Source organism: Halorubrum sodomense (assembly GCF_900111935.1).
In the GTDB taxonomy this organism is placed as follows: domain Archaea; phylum Halobacteriota; class Halobacteria; order Halobacteriales; family Haloferacaceae; genus Halorubrum; species Halorubrum sodomense.
In genome coordinates this window covers 111,805-127,880 of sequence record NZ_FOYN01000004.1, presented here as the reverse complement: position 1 = coordinate 127,880, position 16,076 = coordinate 111,805, and the positions used below count along the sequence as shown (strand labels likewise).

The 16,076-nt window shown below is 50.8% G+C and carries 15 protein-coding genes; 7 read left to right on the top strand and 8 right to left on the bottom strand.

Going from position 1 to position 16,076, the window contains the following annotated elements:
• Window positions 1–267: 267 nt before the first annotated feature.
• From BM286_RS15310 to BM286_RS15300, 4 genes are read right to left on the bottom strand one after another with little or no spacing between them, the layout of a single operon-like run.
• Window positions 268–696, bottom strand: coding sequence for a hypothetical protein (locus BM286_RS15310; RefSeq protein WP_143103889.1), 429 nt, complete (start codon window positions 694–696; stop codon window positions 268–270).
• Window positions 693–1,232 (bottom strand): SLATT domain-containing protein, encoded by a 540-nt coding sequence (locus BM286_RS13740; protein WP_092923619.1) that lies wholly within the window; start codon window positions 1,230–1,232, stop codon window positions 693–695. The genes BM286_RS15310 and BM286_RS13740 overlap by 4 nt, the downstream gene beginning before the upstream one ends.
• Window positions 1,232–2,170, bottom strand: a complete 939-nt coding sequence (locus BM286_RS15305) for a CBASS oligonucleotide cyclase (RefSeq protein WP_143103888.1) — start codon at window positions 2,168–2,170, stop codon at window positions 1,232–1,234. The genes BM286_RS13740 and BM286_RS15305 overlap by 1 nt, the downstream gene beginning before the upstream one ends.
• Window positions 2,170–2,952 (bottom strand): apurinic/apyrimidinic endonuclease family protein, encoded by a 783-nt coding sequence (locus BM286_RS15300; RefSeq protein WP_143103887.1) that lies wholly within the window; start codon window positions 2,950–2,952, stop codon window positions 2,170–2,172. The genes BM286_RS15305 and BM286_RS15300 overlap by 1 nt, the downstream gene beginning before the upstream one ends.
• Window positions 2,953–3,106: 154 nt before the next feature.
• On the opposite strand from BM286_RS15300, the gene BM286_RS13735 reads away from it, so the two are divergent.
• The 5 genes from BM286_RS13735 to BM286_RS15290 all read left to right on the top strand — a co-directional run bounded on the left by BM286_RS13735 (window position 3,107) and on the right by BM286_RS15290 (window position 6,621).
• Window positions 3,107–3,850 carry a TrmB family transcriptional regulator gene (locus tag BM286_RS13735; RefSeq protein ID WP_092923616.1) on the top strand — a complete coding sequence of 248 codons (744 nt, stop codon included), beginning with the start codon at window positions 3,107–3,109 and terminating at the stop codon, window positions 3,848–3,850.
• Window positions 3,843–4,295 (top strand): helix-turn-helix transcriptional regulator, encoded by a 453-nt coding sequence (locus BM286_RS13730; RefSeq protein WP_092923613.1) that lies wholly within the window; start codon window positions 3,843–3,845, stop codon window positions 4,293–4,295. Before BM286_RS13735 ends, BM286_RS13730 begins: the two co-directional genes overlap by 8 nt.
• 358 nt (window positions 4,296–4,653) lie before the next feature.
• Entirely contained in the window at window positions 4,654–5,088 is a 435-nt protein-coding gene (locus BM286_RS13725; RefSeq protein WP_143103886.1) for a group I intron-associated PD-(D/E)XK endonuclease, read from the top strand.
• A gap of 19 nt (window positions 5,089–5,107) precedes the next feature.
• Window positions 5,108–5,767, top strand: a complete 660-nt coding sequence (locus tag BM286_RS15295) for a hypothetical protein (protein ID WP_167603413.1) — start codon at window positions 5,108–5,110, stop codon at window positions 5,765–5,767.
• 95 nt (window positions 5,768–5,862) lie between these two features.
• A complete protein-coding gene (locus BM286_RS15290; protein ID WP_143103884.1) occupies window positions 5,863–6,621 on the top strand; it encodes a hypothetical protein in 759 nt (252 codons plus the stop codon).
• A 490-nt stretch (window positions 6,622–7,111) separates the two neighbouring features.
• Here the strand turns inward: BM286_RS15290 and BM286_RS15285 are convergent, their stop codons facing one another.
• Window positions 7,112–8,707 (bottom strand): hypothetical protein, encoded by a 1,596-nt coding sequence (locus BM286_RS15285; RefSeq protein WP_143103883.1) that lies wholly within the window; start codon window positions 8,705–8,707, stop codon window positions 7,112–7,114.
• 1,280 nt (window positions 8,708–9,987) lie between these two features.
• Between BM286_RS15285 and BM286_RS15280 the strand changes: the two genes are divergently transcribed.
• Both BM286_RS15280 and BM286_RS13715 read left to right on the top strand, forming a co-directional pair.
• A complete protein-coding gene (locus BM286_RS15280) occupies window positions 9,988–10,398 on the top strand; it encodes a hypothetical protein (RefSeq protein ID WP_143103882.1) in 411 nt (136 codons plus the stop codon).
• 270 nt (window positions 10,399–10,668) lie between these two features.
• Complete coding sequence (locus BM286_RS13715) at window positions 10,669–12,258, top strand: helix-turn-helix domain-containing protein (protein WP_143103881.1); 1,590 nt, start codon at window positions 10,669–10,671, stop codon at window positions 12,256–12,258.
• Window positions 12,259–12,908: 650 nt separating this feature from the next.
• Here BM286_RS13715 and BM286_RS15275 read toward each other — a convergent pair.
• The 3 genes from BM286_RS15275 to BM286_RS13705 form a co-directional block, all read right to left on the bottom strand.
• Entirely contained in the window at window positions 12,909–13,544 is a 636-nt protein-coding gene (locus BM286_RS15275; RefSeq protein WP_143103880.1) for a hypothetical protein, read from the bottom strand.
• Entirely contained in the window at window positions 13,541–13,786 is a 246-nt protein-coding gene (locus BM286_RS13710; protein WP_092923601.1) for a hypothetical protein, read from the bottom strand. The genes BM286_RS15275 and BM286_RS13710 overlap by 4 nt, the downstream gene beginning before the upstream one ends.
• Window positions 13,787–14,092: 306 nt before the next feature.
• The gene (locus tag BM286_RS13705) at window positions 14,093–16,045 is read right to left on the bottom strand and encodes a phospholipase D family protein (RefSeq protein ID WP_092923598.1); all 1,953 of its coding nucleotides are present in this window, start codon (window positions 16,043–16,045) and stop codon (window positions 14,093–14,095) included.
• Window positions 16,046–16,076: the final 31 nt, after the last annotated feature.

Sequence of the window (16,076 nt, the reverse complement as noted above, 5' to 3'; positions counted from 1 at the left end):
TTCTGAGTAGACGAAGTATAGTTATCACAGAGCCAAAGGCTGGACGCGATACGGCGGGTTCATCGACTACCTCGGTCAAGACGTGTCGCTCATCTCTCGGGCCATGCTTCGAGAGGTTGTCAGCGAACTCGGCGTCTCGAAAAAGTGATGTGGAGAAAGACGGAGGAGTGTCGAGAGAGGGGAAATAACGGAACAGACCTTAAGAGCGATTTTTACTCGGACTTGGTTGGATAATGTCAACCAAGATTGGGTTGATTAGGGCGACGGTCACCTGCTAAAGCCACGTTGACGGTGTGTGTTTTGACCGACCATTCGATTGGCCCAGATGATGAGCGCAAACGTCGGAATACCGACGACGAACAAGAGTGTAGCGACCGCGATAGAGTTGAGGATGGCCGCTACAAGCAAATCGAATACGAAGTAAGCGATGACACCCGGAACTCCTGCGATAATATAGGACCCTACAACCGAAGCGACAGTCAATCCGATACTGAATAATCCTAATACACCAACAAACATCATCGCGTAGCTTGCTGGGTCGATAAACGCATGTTCTGTAGCAGGTGCGTCGTTCAACACTCCCGCCATCTCAATGAATATCGTCTGGAAGACCGGTATCAGAATAACAGCAATAATTTTGCCTTCAAACGCATCCTCTGCAATCGTTGCGCTCGAAGCAGCGGGGCTACGTGTCATCCTTTACCCCCTGAGAGGGCTTCCCTCGTTTCGGTTGTTGTGGTAATCTCTTCTCGAATCTTGTCCTCGCCCTTCCACTTGATGTACCGATACCAGACTCCATTTGCGTCGGGCGTCGTCCGGTTCAGTTGGCGACGGTCCTCACTGAGTCGGTCGAACTTCGCCATAACTTCCTCGTCGTTCAAATCTTCCGAGACCACTGTGATTGCGAGGAAATCGCGGTACTCGTCGAAAAGTGCGTGATAGCGACGAGCTGACCGGCGGAACTCTTCTGCCCTGTCTTCCAGATTCGTACCCCGCCGATATCCAGTAATACCGGCGATGAGCAGCGCAGGAATCGCGATATATCGATTCGGCATCACACCCCAGAAATTCGTTGCGAGTATCAACGAAGCAGCAGCAAACATTACGACATCTAGCACACGCGAAAGCGCACGGTAGAAGTTGGCCGCTGCAAAGTGCTGTTTGTACGTGTAACAGATGGAGTCGGCCTTGTTCTCCGCCCTATGGCGAATTTTATCTCGAATTCCGTCCATTAGTCGATGTCCTCCCCGAGAGCATCGCCATACTTCTCGTTCGCCTCTTCATTGTCACCGGTCTGTCGATGGGCTCTTGCGTCTCGCATCTGTCTCCGAGCAGCTTTGGCCTTCCTGATAGCCTCTTTTCGATTCGAGCGGTCCATATTTGAGTCCAATCGGTCACCGTTTACGGGGTCCCGAGTCCCCCGCGAAATCCGGCGAGGGAGTTCTTCAACAAACCCTTCGACTAATTCCTCAGTCGACGCGTCCTTGTTGGGATGGTTGTGTACATGGTCATAGGCCATCACCTCCATGTGGTACGAACTAACCGGAACATTTCGATTCTCACGGAGCTTCTTCGCCACTCTAGCTACTTTCTGGAGTTTACCGCCACGGGCGTTGTCGACTGCTTCGAAGCGTTGCTTGTAGCCTCGCGGGTTCGTGCGCACCCAAGACCTACCTTCGCTGTACGTGTCCGGGATTTTGTAGCCTCCAGTTCCGTCCTTGAAGGCCGGAGCAACATCCACGGTGAAGTCGCTGAATTGGACACTCACGACGTTTCGGTCGATTTTGACCTTCGAATTGGGATATCGTTTCTCCAGTGCTCGTTTTACTGCCCGGAGGCAGTTGCTCGACCCATTTTCTCCACGTTCCCACTTGCCGTGTTTTTCACGGCTTAGAACGAACATCACGTCCGTATCGGAGTCCTCCGAAAGTGGGCCCACCATCGTCCCTCGGGTAAACGACCCGAACTGATGGCTCTCGACGACCTCCATCTCCTCTTCTAGAATCTGCTCTAGTCGCTCCCGACGCTCGTTAATCGTCTTGCCTTGGCGGTTCGTGGGTCCAGTTTCATCCGCATAGTCATCCAACGAGGTTTGACCTGTATTCTGTTGTTCAGATTCATTCTCATCCTGATTTCCGGGATATCCGGGTGGGGCGATGTCAGTCCCCATCAGGCCCACCCCCGTGAGTTCGTGAACGCATAGAGTGGTGCCTGTCCTATCGCAAGAGCGGACTCAACCTGTTGACTCCAAACATCGTACTGACGTACGGCTGTCTCGACAGACATGTTCCGAGGGTTGAATTTTCGTAGCCACCGTTGACCAGCCGCACCAGTCACGCATGGTGGAAAGTCCGATACCAAGTTCTCCGATTGGAAGCCGATTAGCATCATGTTCTCTGGTTCAAATTCACGTGCGATACGATGGATGCGCTCAAGCAGGGCCTTGTATCGAAATCCGTAGCTGAAGTATTGGACGCAGTAGTAGGCCAATCCCGTCAGGCCAAGCTCTGCGAACGCTTCGTAGCAAAGACGACGCTCGTACTCGGTTTCGCCCTTGACCAAGGGGACCACTTCAACACCAGCACTCTGGAACTTCGGAACGAACTCCTTCAAGTCGGCCACATAGGTCTGGACGGTCTCGATTCGTTGAGAACGCGCGTCACTATTGTAGACCGGACGGTCGCAGGGAACTATGGCATCTGCTCCGACTCTCTTAGCGAACGCTAGCTCACGGGCAGGAAACCACTCCTCCAATGTCTCGTCTGGTACTGTGGAGGTGAGTATGAGTTCGACATCGATGTCCGCGAGATTGACGCCATTCTGGTCGAGCCGGCGTGCATGGGGGTAGTCAAGCATCACAGTCTCAATCGACTTCGCCCTCGATGCGAGGTCGAGATGTTCCTGTTTCGCTTCTATCCGTGGGATTACACCCGTCAGATACCCACTATTCATTGACCAGCACCCCGCTTCTCGCGTCCCTACACATATCGCTACATCATCACAAGGTGCGGAGGGGGTATATAACCTGAGTGAAACAACGCAAGCTGTTTCTATATGAAAATACTGAGCGATGTTTTGATATACAACCATAATAGTGGTTGTTGATATGGCTGACAATTACGAACTCAATGAATCCCTCCAGACAATAATGGAGTGGGGACAGTACGAGGCAGCAGCATACCGAGTTCTTGTACGGTATGGACCGCTGGAGGCCTCAGATGTTGCTGTCCGAGCCGAGATTCCACAGGGTCGTGTCTATGATACGCTGAACAAGCTACACAGCGAGGACGCTGTAGTCAAGCAGGGCGTCCAACCGACCAACTGGGACGCACAAAACCCTCGGAAGCTGATTGAGCCAAACCAACGGAAGTTTGAGGATATGGCTGTGGAGGCGATTGAGGCGTTGGAACCCGCGTACGACCTTAATCTGGAGTCCCAATCTCATCCTGCATGGGTGACGACTGGTATTGCTGATACTTCGACGAAAGCGCGTGAACTCTTTGAGGGGGCTGAAGACAGAATCTGGATTCTTGAGCGTTCATTCTGGCTCTCCGAGCAAGACAGAGAACTAATTCAAGAGAAGGCAGAAGAGGGCGTAGATGTCCGAATTATCGGCTGGGGAGGCCGCCCCGAGCTCCAAGATGTTGCTAATGATATGCCTGCCGCAGATTTCAGAGAAGTTGATGAGGTCGATACATCGTTCTACGTAAGTGACGAAGGCACGGTCTTGATAAATCTCAATCAGGGGGACATGGGAATGCTCTTCTACGATATTGGCACAGCAAAGATTTTCACACAGCACTTCCAATCCTTATATAAGGATGCGAGTGAGGTGACCCCTGATGCATAGGAAAATGCTCCCGATGGCCCTGCTCGACGTTTGTGAAGGGAGCTGTGTTGAGGGTCGCACCCGGCTCCAGAAGTTGGTATTCCTCATGGAACAAGAGCTCGACGAGGTGTCTGCCGTATCACTCGATAGTCCAGATTACAACTTCATTCCCTATGATTACGGACCGTTCTCAAAGGAGCTCTACGACGACTTAGACTCGCTTGAGGAAGCTGGATTGATTGAGGTGGAAGAAGAGCCTATGGCGGACGGGAAGGTGAAATACACCTACCAGCTCACGGAACAGGGGCAGTCGTGGGTACAAAATCAATTAGCGGATTCTAGTGCTAACAAAGCGCATTCACTAGCAGAAGGCCTCGCTGCCGAGTATGACGATATGCTGCTTTCTGACCTTATCGACGAAGTCTATGCGGAATACCCTGAGTACGCGAAGAACAGCGTTTGGTGATTAGCGGCCTATTTTCTGTCTCGGTAGATTTCCTTCGATGGTCATCATCGTCGAAGGCTTGAACAAATGGAATCAGGAAGACGGGGCATTAACCTCTAGTCTTCAATCACAATCCAGCATCGACCGTTACTGAGGGTTTCAACCCAGACCGTTGTAAACAGTAGCAGGTTCTGCTACCGATAGTGGATGCTGACCTCGTGTTTGGGTCGTAAGACCAAGACAAGCTAGTAACCACACCTAATTATTACCATATCGAGTGCCGTTCACCATTTCGCTATTCTACTGATTGGCCAGATGGCCCGGCCTGTTCAGGTACGTATCCGTAGACTAGCTACGCGACTCACAAGTTTATGATACTATGGCAAAGACTGATGTTATGAAAAATAGGCCACGTCAAGGGGAGAAATCTGAACTAGCCGTTGCCTCAGAGCTGATGATGAAAGGATACGGTGTGTCCTTCCCGTTTGGCCACAATCACCAATATGACCTCATCGTCGACAAGGACAGTGAGTTATACAGGATTCAGGTTAAAACAGCAAAGAACGAGGACGGGAACCGGTATTACATTCAAGCGGAGGCCGGCCGTTATGACAGGAAGTATGTCGACTTGTTCGCGGGCTATTCAGAGGATGAGGTGTCTACATTTTTTATTCCGGTTGCTGAGGCGAGTGGAAAGCGGCAGCGCGTGACCTACACGGATTTAGACGAGATGGGTTCTGACGAAAATCGACAGAGGGCAAACCACATCAGTAAATATCGATTTTCTGAGGCAGTCGAACGACTAATGCGGTGACGCAAATTTATCACTCAGTATGATATTCGGTTATTCGCAATTACAGGTTCTCGCGGTATTCACAACGCTACTTATTGGTGGATGGTGGACGCTCACGTTGCGAACACGAATAACACGGGAAAAGGTAATGAGAGAGATGGAAACCCAATTTTGGATAAACCACTCTGTTGACCTACCATATGCGCCCGGACGGCTAACACCCGAATTGACAGATGTAAGACTATCTGTCAAGGGCATAGAAATCTATGAGAACTATTGGTGGCTAGAATTCGGGGACAGAACGGACCCCTACATCCTCGCTGACCCAGAGGAAACCTATCAGAGGCTAAAGCGACGGGTGAAATCATTCGGCGCGAAAGGCCGATATTTGCTTTACCGAAATCTTGTCCCATATGCCGGAATAAAGACTGAAATTGTACTTCTCATTCAGGCTGAAAAGTGCCACATTCGGATGAATGAGACTGTTGAGGAAACCGAGTTTGGTACTATGTACGAGGGACCACGGGTAGGGGAGGCTGTGCCGGTCGTCGACTCGGTAAACGAACTGTGGGATGACCTCTACCGCGTCCACGTAGTAACTGATGACTACAAGGAGGCTGATGAGGCGATGATGAAACTTGCCTCATCGGATTTCATTGAACCTCAACAGAACGATGAGACCGAAGGAGGAGACCATTAAATGCCAGAAGTCAGAATCGACTAGTAGATACTCCAACCGTAGCACTCTAATTGGACAGGTAGGCTTAATGACGTTCCATATGAACACGGATGAAAATGGACGAAAAGGAGTTTGCTGAGTATATTCCGGGCATTATTTCTACAACGGGTATGGACCGTCACGGTCATCAAATTCCTGAAGAAGAACTTGAGAGGTGGGCAGAGAAAATTAGGTCAGAGGGTATTCCGCTCACCCTACACCACGATTCCGATAAACTAGTTGGAGAGTGGGTGACCGCGGAGGTGATTAGCTATGGGAATTTCGCTGCTTTGAGTGGTATCGCTGGTGTCTACGGCGGAAATGAAGATATAGCAGAAGACCTTAACGACGGCGAATTTGGAGGGCTGAGTATAACAGCACAAGACTATCTCAATACATCTGAAGAGGACTGGCAATCTGTAGACGAAACGCTCTCACTTTCAGTAGACGGGTCATGGAGCCAATTCGTCTACAAGATGATTGAGGCAGAGGAAATTGAATCCCGATTCGAGATTCAGAAATCTGCCGCCGGACTCGCCCTATTCGAAATCGCGGTCGAGAATATCGACAAGATAGTACAATCAGCGATATTACTTCATGCCTATTGGAAGTTCCAACTGAAGAGTGGGCCGAGTGAGGAGGAAGAAGTTGAACCACCGAAAATCGAATTACCGAATGGGGAAATGATAACTCTCCCAGATACTACCCCTCCGGAGATTGTAGAGAAATTAGTCGAAGCAGGGTATCCAGTCACTATCACTCCTGAACAAGCAGATAAAATAAGCCAGAATACGGAGAAAGAACTTAACGAAGCGGTCAAAGACGATTCGAAGTAAGCGAGATTGATAGCATATCAAATCCCTAATCGGTAGATGTTGTTGCGGTAGAGTTCCTCAATACCCTCGTAGTTGGTTTGTCTGATTCAATATCCCAGAAACATTAGTTCTGAGCAAGTAACCCAAAAGCAGGTGCGGTTAGATGTGAATGAATCTTACTCAGAGTAAGCCTACAAGTGCCAATTATATCAGCGTATCTACACCTACACCGTCTACCGGCCAACAACGAAAAGCTGAGACAGACACTGCCTATTTGTAGTTCAAATGATATTGGCGATACAGCATGACTGAACAGCCCGAATCAGGTGTACTTCTCGTAGGGTCGTACCTCAGATTGGTTGAAGAGTGTGAGTTAGTAACATATAATCAGCGTTCACAAGAACAAGACAATCAACTCGAAATAGACGTTATCGGTGTCGACAATACAGATGATGGTACATGATTGTACTACCAGCTCTCCCCTATTTGTCAATTACAGATGACAAAACCATTAGCCAAATATTTGTGCTACCGCCTCAGAGGTGCTTGAATTTCCAAGCATGAGTCCAAGCATAATTTTACCAGAGGTGTCATCATCGTCAATATTTATTTCATGGATTTTCACATTTTCTAGCGATGTACGCTCTTCACACCGTTGTTCAAGCTGCCTACAAGTGTCGGAATCAGGGGTGCTGTCTAATGGCGATATTTGATACTTTCTATCCTCGGTTATACCCCAGACAATGATTTTGAGCCCCTCAGTGTCGCTCTCGCTAATTATTTGCTCTTCAAGGTCGTCAGCGAGTTCTTGTTTGTATTCAATAACGTCACTCTCATGCTCAACTGACCTACTCTGCGTTATCGTGAATGACTGGCATGCTTTCTTTAGATATTCTGTGTTCGTGTCAGAAGAAATGTCAATTAGCTCAAACAGAACTCGTGTGAGCATTTTTGCCATCATGTCGTCACGTATATTCTCATCAATATCTTCGTACACAGAATCAAGGACTTTTTTAGTCGGAGTATCAACATCTTCTTGGTCAATTGATTTGAACTCTATTCGATAGTCTTCTCCACTAGTTGGGATTGTTAACGGAGTGCGTGAGTAGCCCGCAGCCGGTGCGTACAGACGCAGTGTGGAGCCATCAACAATTCGTTCAATTATTCTGTTCAAAAACTCAGGCGTGAGATAGTCGTATTTTTCGGTCGCATAGATAGGTATGATATCACCTTCAGTGCCAACTTTACTATATCTTGAATCACCGACTTGGACATGGTCAATAGCTTCTATAACTTCTTCATCGCCTGCTTTCTCAATATTGGAGTCAATATTGGTCAGCTTTTCATCGTGGGTGTGGAGGTTGTTCTGTTTCCTATCAAGGTCTGAAAGAAACGCTTGTAATCGATGCGACTGAGAGCCAGTGTATGTACTACCGTTCCAGCTTACCTTTTGTAGGGGATGCTCATCACCGTAGAGAGTAATTGTACGCTCTTCTGGTGATATCTCTATATTGTCGTTTTCAATGAACTCAGATTCATTAATATTAATATACGTGTTTATTCCCTCTCCATTATAATCAAATGTAACATATACTGAAACTTCTTCAGTAGTAGCATCGGACAAACCGATATACCGCCGAAAGTAGTCTGATTTTGAACGAGAATGGTACTCTAACTGGAATTCATCGCCTGCTGTCTGGGTCACTTTAGCTGAGGAGATTATATTATCAGTATCAAGGATTCTTTCACCAACCTCATAATTGTCGCCAGTAGAGTAGCTTCCATCTTCAGTGTGCCCATGTGATATCACTACGTAGTCATTATATTTTAACAACAAGACGACCTTCTCAGGTTCACGTTGCCACTTATGTAATGCTTCGCGAAATGACTCTAGAAGTGCATCGACGCTATCTTCAGTTACAGTATCGTCCTCAATTAGACTCTGAATCTTCTCTCGAACCAGACTCTGCATATCAGTCTCAGAGAGTGACGGTCCCGATTCATATCGGTCGTCCAATTCAGATACAACGCGGCCATGGCCATCAATCTCACCACTTTCAATCGAATCTGAGTCATCTGCTCTTTTTATGAAAATCTTTGCAGGCATAGTGGCCATTTTGTAGCACCATCACATAACAGTTATCCAAGGTTTTGTGTAACGAAATATTCCCATTCTAGACACTATGTTAGCTAGAATGAATTCCTACATAGCCGGAGACCTCACAGTACAACCAGTCATTCGTTCATACTCAAGCCTTGACCCAGTCTACAAGGACGGAGGAAGTCAGGAACTCTACCTTACGGGTAAGAATGAAGACGAACGGCTCACCCTGCCCTCGGTGAATAGACTCCCCCTCAGAGTGAATTGAGCGAGTTGAAGAGCGGCTCACAGGGCTTAAGTCCAAGGTGAGGAGAAAAGAATAACCTGTATAGTAGAGCCACAATACTCCACTTTCACCGTAGATAGCTCACGTCTAAGTCACAATCAGCAATATAGGCAGGTATGTCGGACAGTCCATACAGCTGTACTCGGTGTAACCGCGAACTTACGCACGTCGCCAGTTACGATGTTGAATTTACTGTTCGCTCGGAGTCAACCGGTGAATCACTAGAGTCCGGACACATCACGTATTGTGCTGACCACGTGCCGGAAGAGATGAGTAGTGACACGTCACACTATCTTGACAACTGTGCCCAGTGTAATCGCGTTTTTATGAATGAACCTGCATATGAGGTGGAATACAGTATGTATCCGGACTCGTCGGGATTCGCAATGGACACGGGGAACCTCGCATACTGTGCCGACCACGCTCCTCGGGAGATAGTGGACGATGAGTGACTCCTGTGACGTATGTGGTGCCGAGAGCCCGCCATTCACCCATCTACACAGCCCTGACGGGACTGACTACTGCTACTGCGACGAGTGTGTCCCAGACAGACTTAGATTACCGTAAGTTGGAGCCTAAGGCCACCTCGGTACTTGTCCATTTTACTCAACCCTCTCCGAGAGAGGGTACGTGTGTCGACCTCTTAATTTGAGGGTATCAAGTGCCGCCCTCGTGCCCTCTCACTGAGCGAATTTCCCAACTTCGCCGGGACTCGGATAACCCGCTATTCAATCCGACTAGTTGCGTCACCTATTTTCATTGAATACTCATTCTCCGGAACCGAATAGTTCACATCGGACAAGCAATCGGGCTCCGGTTCGGTTTTTGATTTACTCACAGTATCGAACAGGGGTCTCATAGACAAGGGTCGTTACGCATTCTGGAGGCTCTCGTAGGCTCGGTTGAACCCTCGCTCTCGCAGTCTCGGACAGGGTGGCATAGGCACTTCTTGAAGGTCAGTCACCAGTACGCCAATACACTCTGCTGACGCCTCTTCAGTATGTACTGGACTACCGAATCACGCGCGTTTCTGTCCGCAATACATGAGGCTGGAGGAACAGCAACGATGCGAGATATCCGGCACCGAACCGACCTCACTGAAGGACAGCGTCAGCACCAGTTTGAGAAGCTTGAGGCTGATGGCTACATTGACGTGGACAGGGTAGAAGGCCTCACCTCTAACGGGGTAGCAATGAAGGTCGCAGTCCTCACACAGGCTGCCGTAGACGATATCCAGCGAGGTGTACTGTCAGGAGAGGCCAAGTATAGTCGTCGAGCATCTGTCGATGTCACAGAATTGGCTGAGGATGTTCAGACGACACAACAGTACGTGTCTGAAGTCCTCTACCCACGGCTTCAGGAACTACAACAGCTCTCACAGCGGATAGATGAGCTAGAGGCCGCAAACTGAGCTAAACGGCAATCTCCAACAAACTGGTGTTTCAGACCACTTATGGCGCATATGTTGGCTTTCGCTCTCGGTCGTGCTGACACTATGTATTTAGTCGGAACCTGCTTCTCTAGCGGTATGTCAGGAACTGCGCCGTCGCGGTTGCGAGGCCGCAACCACTTGGCATAGGCAACAACAATGAGAACGAACGAAAGCAACGTAGATAGAGGTATCGCCGTCTCGAATACGGATATTGCCGAATATCCGGCCCCTGCCCTACACCGAATCGAGATGCAGGGCCAGCTCGACGACAACAACGACCTATTCGACACTGTCTCGCAGTCTCTGGAACGGTTGGACAGACAACGGGGAGTCACAGCCGACAAGGACACACCGCACCGAATCAGCCGACAGTCGTTCAGTTGGACGAGCAGCCAGCCCGTAGAGGTTGGGCTCTTCGCGTCTAACTCCCAGTGCGGGTATCTAACCGGAGCTGGGTACAACTCGTCACAAAAGCTCCACATCGGCTGCTACAGCTCGATTGAATCCGGGAGAAAGACTACTCATCCGGTTCGGGTGAGCGTCGTACTCGAACGTCGGAGCTCGGAGCTCGTCTACCCGGACGGGAACGCGTTCACGTGGGCAAAGGGATGGGACGGTTCAACCCACATAGCAGGCACCCGACTTCGGATAGTGTCGACGTACGCGGCCAATCCTGAACTCATCTGGCGACGCGCGTTCGAGTTGCTCGGTGCGCTCGTCGACAGCCACCAACTCGCAGAACTTTACGCAAAAACCGAATACACGACCCTTCGCGTGGGTGGCGTTGAGACGTACCACAGACATCATAACAAGACGCTCCTCGGGGTCAGCGACACAATCCACCAGACGGCCGGGCTACTTGTTTGGTCTGAAGAAGACTGTAAAGAGCACCTCAGTCTGGAGCGGGGTGAGAGACTACTTCACCGGCTACAGAGCCCTCACTTCGGTCTCCTCGGGTTCGACATGACCATTCAATTTGAGCACAAGGGAGCGCGATACACTGATGATATCTCGGACGCCGTGGTCAAAGTCTATGAGCATCTTGAGGCCTCTCGCCTCCCCTCCGGCCACTCGCTCACACATCCGAAGTCCGAGGTCAAGATTCACGGCTGGTACCCCGCACCAGCGTTCGAGACCGTCGTCCGCCGGGCGACCACCATCCTCCACGCCTATCTGGCGTGGGGTGGGGTCGAGGCATCCGACCTCGTTACAGACGACCACTACACTCCGGACGACCACGAACTGGTCACTACACCCCTGCCGACAGAGTACCTCACGCGTCTGGACCGCTACTACCGGTCTGACCAGATACGGGATACTGCCATCGGGCACCTGTTCCACCGGCAGACGATGGCTCCTCACGACATCATCGCGACACTGCTCTTCCGCTCGTCGTCCAGTCGGTACGGTTCCTCCAGCCTTCCATACGACGCCCTTGTTGAACACACAGGACTCGCAAAAGAAACCGTTCGTCGCCATGTCCGAAAACTTGAGGAACTGAATCTCGTGAAGCGAGTTCGCTCACACAAGATGTACGTCGCGTTGTGCAAGGAATCACGAAACGTGCTTCGGGAGCTCGTCCTGCCCGCGAAACGAACCGTCGGGAAGGTTATGGATGAAGTGCGCAATCGAGCTCTCGCCAGACACGAAAGACGTGACGCGTCGAACGAAGATGACGACGACGAGTCATCCAATCTTGAAGTGGTTACTCCAGCCGAACGCCGGGACGCTGAGGAACACTGGGTGTCTATCTCCCGGATGGACTATCTGCCCGAGGACCTCCCTGAACTCGTCAGAGACGGAGTCATCTCAAGAGACGACATCTACCTCCGAAAGTGACTTACCCCTCTCGGGGGCCGCCGGTGTTGAGCGGACGCTATCGTCTAACCTCTCCCTTTTCGACGCCAATTTCCGTCACACACGTGATTCGAGTCCTCTCTCGCCTCATCTGACTCGTTCGTAACCACTTCTCGACGTGTCACACTCCTCGGCCAAAGAAGAGAGTCAACATTTTTCACCTTCGGCCGGTAACGCTCTCTCATAATATCCGTCTCTCAAGGATTGTAACGCTTGAATTTGGCATTTCGGGTATCAGACTGGTTGCTACTGTGTGGGGTTTCTCTTAGCTGTATGCCACTAAGACGTGGCTTCTCTTACTAGGTGAACTATAGCCACGTGGGCCGACACAGCTACAGTGGATAGTAGGGGGCAGCGGTCGATTTATGCTTAGCCGTATATCAGAGATTGACCGATATTTCTCGTACTCCTGTTATCTGGGTCAAAATCGGTCTATTTGCCTTCTTCATCCCGGCGTTCAGCAAACTCTTGCCGAGATGCTCCGCGAGCGTCTCTGGGTCTATTGTGGGTTACTAAGAGACGTACCGGTCAATGCTTGCTTAGCCGACTTCTTAGCCGTCTCGGCCGCGTGACCTTTGGGATACCCACCACGGCCCGGTACCTCCGGACCAGCAGAGTCCTGTTCGCCGTGGCTAATCAACTGCTTTCTGCTCGTCTCTTCTGGATGCCTTCCAGAAACGGTTCCTCCTGTTGTTGACTGGCGGTGAACAATCTCCACGAGTGTAACTGTATACCGACAGCACATCGAACTCCCACGCACGTCTCGTCTGGTCGCTCGTGGGAAATGGAATGGAAATAAGCTCACTGATTGGCTGGACCTCTCCATCAGGCGGGTAGCGGTTCATTACTTGAGAGACGCTACTCCCTCGAAGCGTGATATCGAGACCGAAGCTCTGGTAGATTCTAGAGATGTCCTCGACTTGCCCGACCTCGATGTACCGTCCAGTCGAGGTAGACACTACATCGGCGACGCGGAACTCAGCTGGGTATCGTTGTTCGTAGGTGATATCTGTAGCACCCTGTTGTCGGAGATACCATGTCGCGACTGCCTTGAGGTCCGCGTGAAGGGCTGAAAGCGTCGTCGACCGGGCGACAGCACGTCGTGCCCGTACAAACTCTGGAGTCGGGATTTCAGCGAGGTCTATTGGCGTCGATTCGAGGTTAAGATATCCATTCTTAACGAGATACTGGAGACGCCGGTTCTCACGCCCTCCCGGCGGTGGGATGCGTAACGCCATCTCTGCGTCACTCTTGACCGTCTGTGTCATTCGTCTGCGAGCCGGAGCTTCTCCTCAGAGAGATTCAACAGCATCTTGGCCTTTGGCCCCGCACGCCAGATAGCCGAGTGCTCAGAGGTCCTCTCAAGCCAACCAAACTCCTCGGCCTGTCGGAGGCACCTTCGGACCGTATGCCTTTCCGACTCTTTGAACGGTAAATCGGTTAATTTGAATTTTGGTGTCATCACGGTCTGTTCTAGCAGAGAGCTCCAAGCTTCGTCTCTTAGGGTCATCAACGCTCAGTAGGTAGTCAGCGTATATGAACCGTGAACTAAATTCCAACACCAAATATGGTGAGAATAGACCAAAGCAGTTCTCGCGTGTCCACCTATATAATGGCAAAACACGAAAAGGAGGTGACAGACGGACATCTGACCTACATACACGTCGAAGGGCAATATTACAGATGTGAGTGCGGTGTGAAAACCTCACTGCGTGCGATTCAAGAAGGACTCCACCGACGCCGCTGTAAGCGGCTATAATTACATACAGTGGAGGCAACGGTTACTGAGTGCTCTATACGAACAGCGGCTAAAACCTCACCTGAGCAGGCCCCGCACTCTGTCAAGAAATCCAGCCTTCTGCTCAGTCCCGACACCGAGCCACGTCTCAAACTCACTGGTCGACGTGATGTAGATTTCTTTCCGTTGTCGCTTTGCACGAATGTGCTGAGGAAGATTCCTCAGATAAGTGTCATCAATCTCATAGCTAGAGAACGTCTCGTCAAAGGATGCAACAATACGGCCCCGCTGCGTAGAGAGAGTGAAGTAATCGCTTTCATACGCCTCCAACCACCGGTCACGGCCAATATCATACTCCCACTCGGCTGGCTTCCGTGGGAAATAGTCTGGCACGTCGTGAGCTGACTCGTTGAACAGTTCTAAAAATACTTCTCGAACTGGGGCAAGTAGGTCGTCCCGGCTGGAGTCTTCGTCACGGAGGTCGGTTACGTCAAATGGCGTTGCGAGGAAGCGATGCGCGAACCACTTGAACAGAGGATTCTCCTTCTCGATTATCTCACGAGCACGGAGGCGCGCTTCCGAAGTCCCTTCGAACATCATTTTGAAGTGAACCATCTTGGCCCGGTTCATAAACCAGTCCTTGGGCTTGTTCTCGTTGCTGGTCAGGACGAACGTCGGGAACCGGTTGTTCTCCCACTCGTCCCAGTAGTTGCGGAGTCCACCTAGCGAGTCGAACTTCTGTCGTTCAACGTCGTCAAGGACGACTGGGAAAGAAGACTGGGGCTCCCGGGCAGCATCTGGCAGTCCAGCCCCGATTCTATCGCCGTCAATCGGCTGTGTGACCGTGTTATCCGAAATGAGCCGCATCGCAAACTCGATGAAAGTGCCCTTCCCGGCGTTCGATTCCCCGTGAATGTAGAGGAACGGCAGGCTCTTTTCGACGCCGTTCACTTCACCGGCACCGAACGCACGGGCGAATCGGTTCACGAACGGTGCGTAGAAGAAGTACAATAATGCCTCGAACATATGAGCTTGCGCGGCTTCCGTGTCATCGGTCTTGGCGTAGTTCTCAACGGTCTGGAAGTAGGCCTTGAGGTTTGAGAGTGCTTCATCGAGGACATCTTGGCTGGGGACGGGTTCTGAAAGTTGGATGTGAGAGCCTTCCGGTGTAAGCATCCGAACCCGGTCCTCCTCAACGACCATCTTTGGGAAGTCGTAGTACGTGTTCACCGCCTGTCCGTATTCGCTAAGGGGTGTCCGAATCGACGTACCGGTTATCTGGGCATCGTAGCTCTGGAAGGCATCTTCCAATTCATCACGCGTCTTCTCCTCGTACTTAGCGAGGTCTTCAGAGATTGTGACGTCCGAGTCAACGTCGGGGTCAAGGTCAGTGATGGCCTCGGTGAACTCCTCGTGGACCTGCCGGGTTTCGTTTCTATCTGGACTGTCGTTGACGGCTACCCACCGCTCGATGATGTCATCTTCATCTTCTTCTGGGTCGGCCTCATCAAGTGCCTGCGTCAACGAGTCGGTGAAGGGCTCGTCGTCACACTCCTCCAAATGTGTGTGATACGCGTCGATTGCTTCCTCGAATCTTGAACTACCAATCTCGGTGTGGAACTCGTCGACCAGATTGATTTGGTAGTAGCTTGACCACGCCGTCTCGGTAAAATTCGGTGACCCGTTGAGGATGGTAGCCTCTCCGTCTGGATACTCGATGATGTAGAGTTTCGAATGGAGGTCCCGGTCTGGAGCGAGGAATATCCGCAGGTCTCCTTCCTGTTTGAACTGCTCCAACTTCCGTGCAACTCCGACTGACTTGATTTCTTCCCGAAAGTCTGTCTTCTCCCCGACGACCACCTCCATCTCGTCCACGTTGTACTCCTCAAACAGTTCAAGCAGAACCTTCGGCGAGGTACAGTACGTAACCGCCCGGACGCGGACAGCGTCGGTGAAGTATTTCTCGAACGACTCATAGCTACGAATCAGTTGAAACGCGGAGAGGTCATCTGATGCGGTAGTGTCGCTCATGTCTCTCATCACCCCCTATACAGAGAAACGT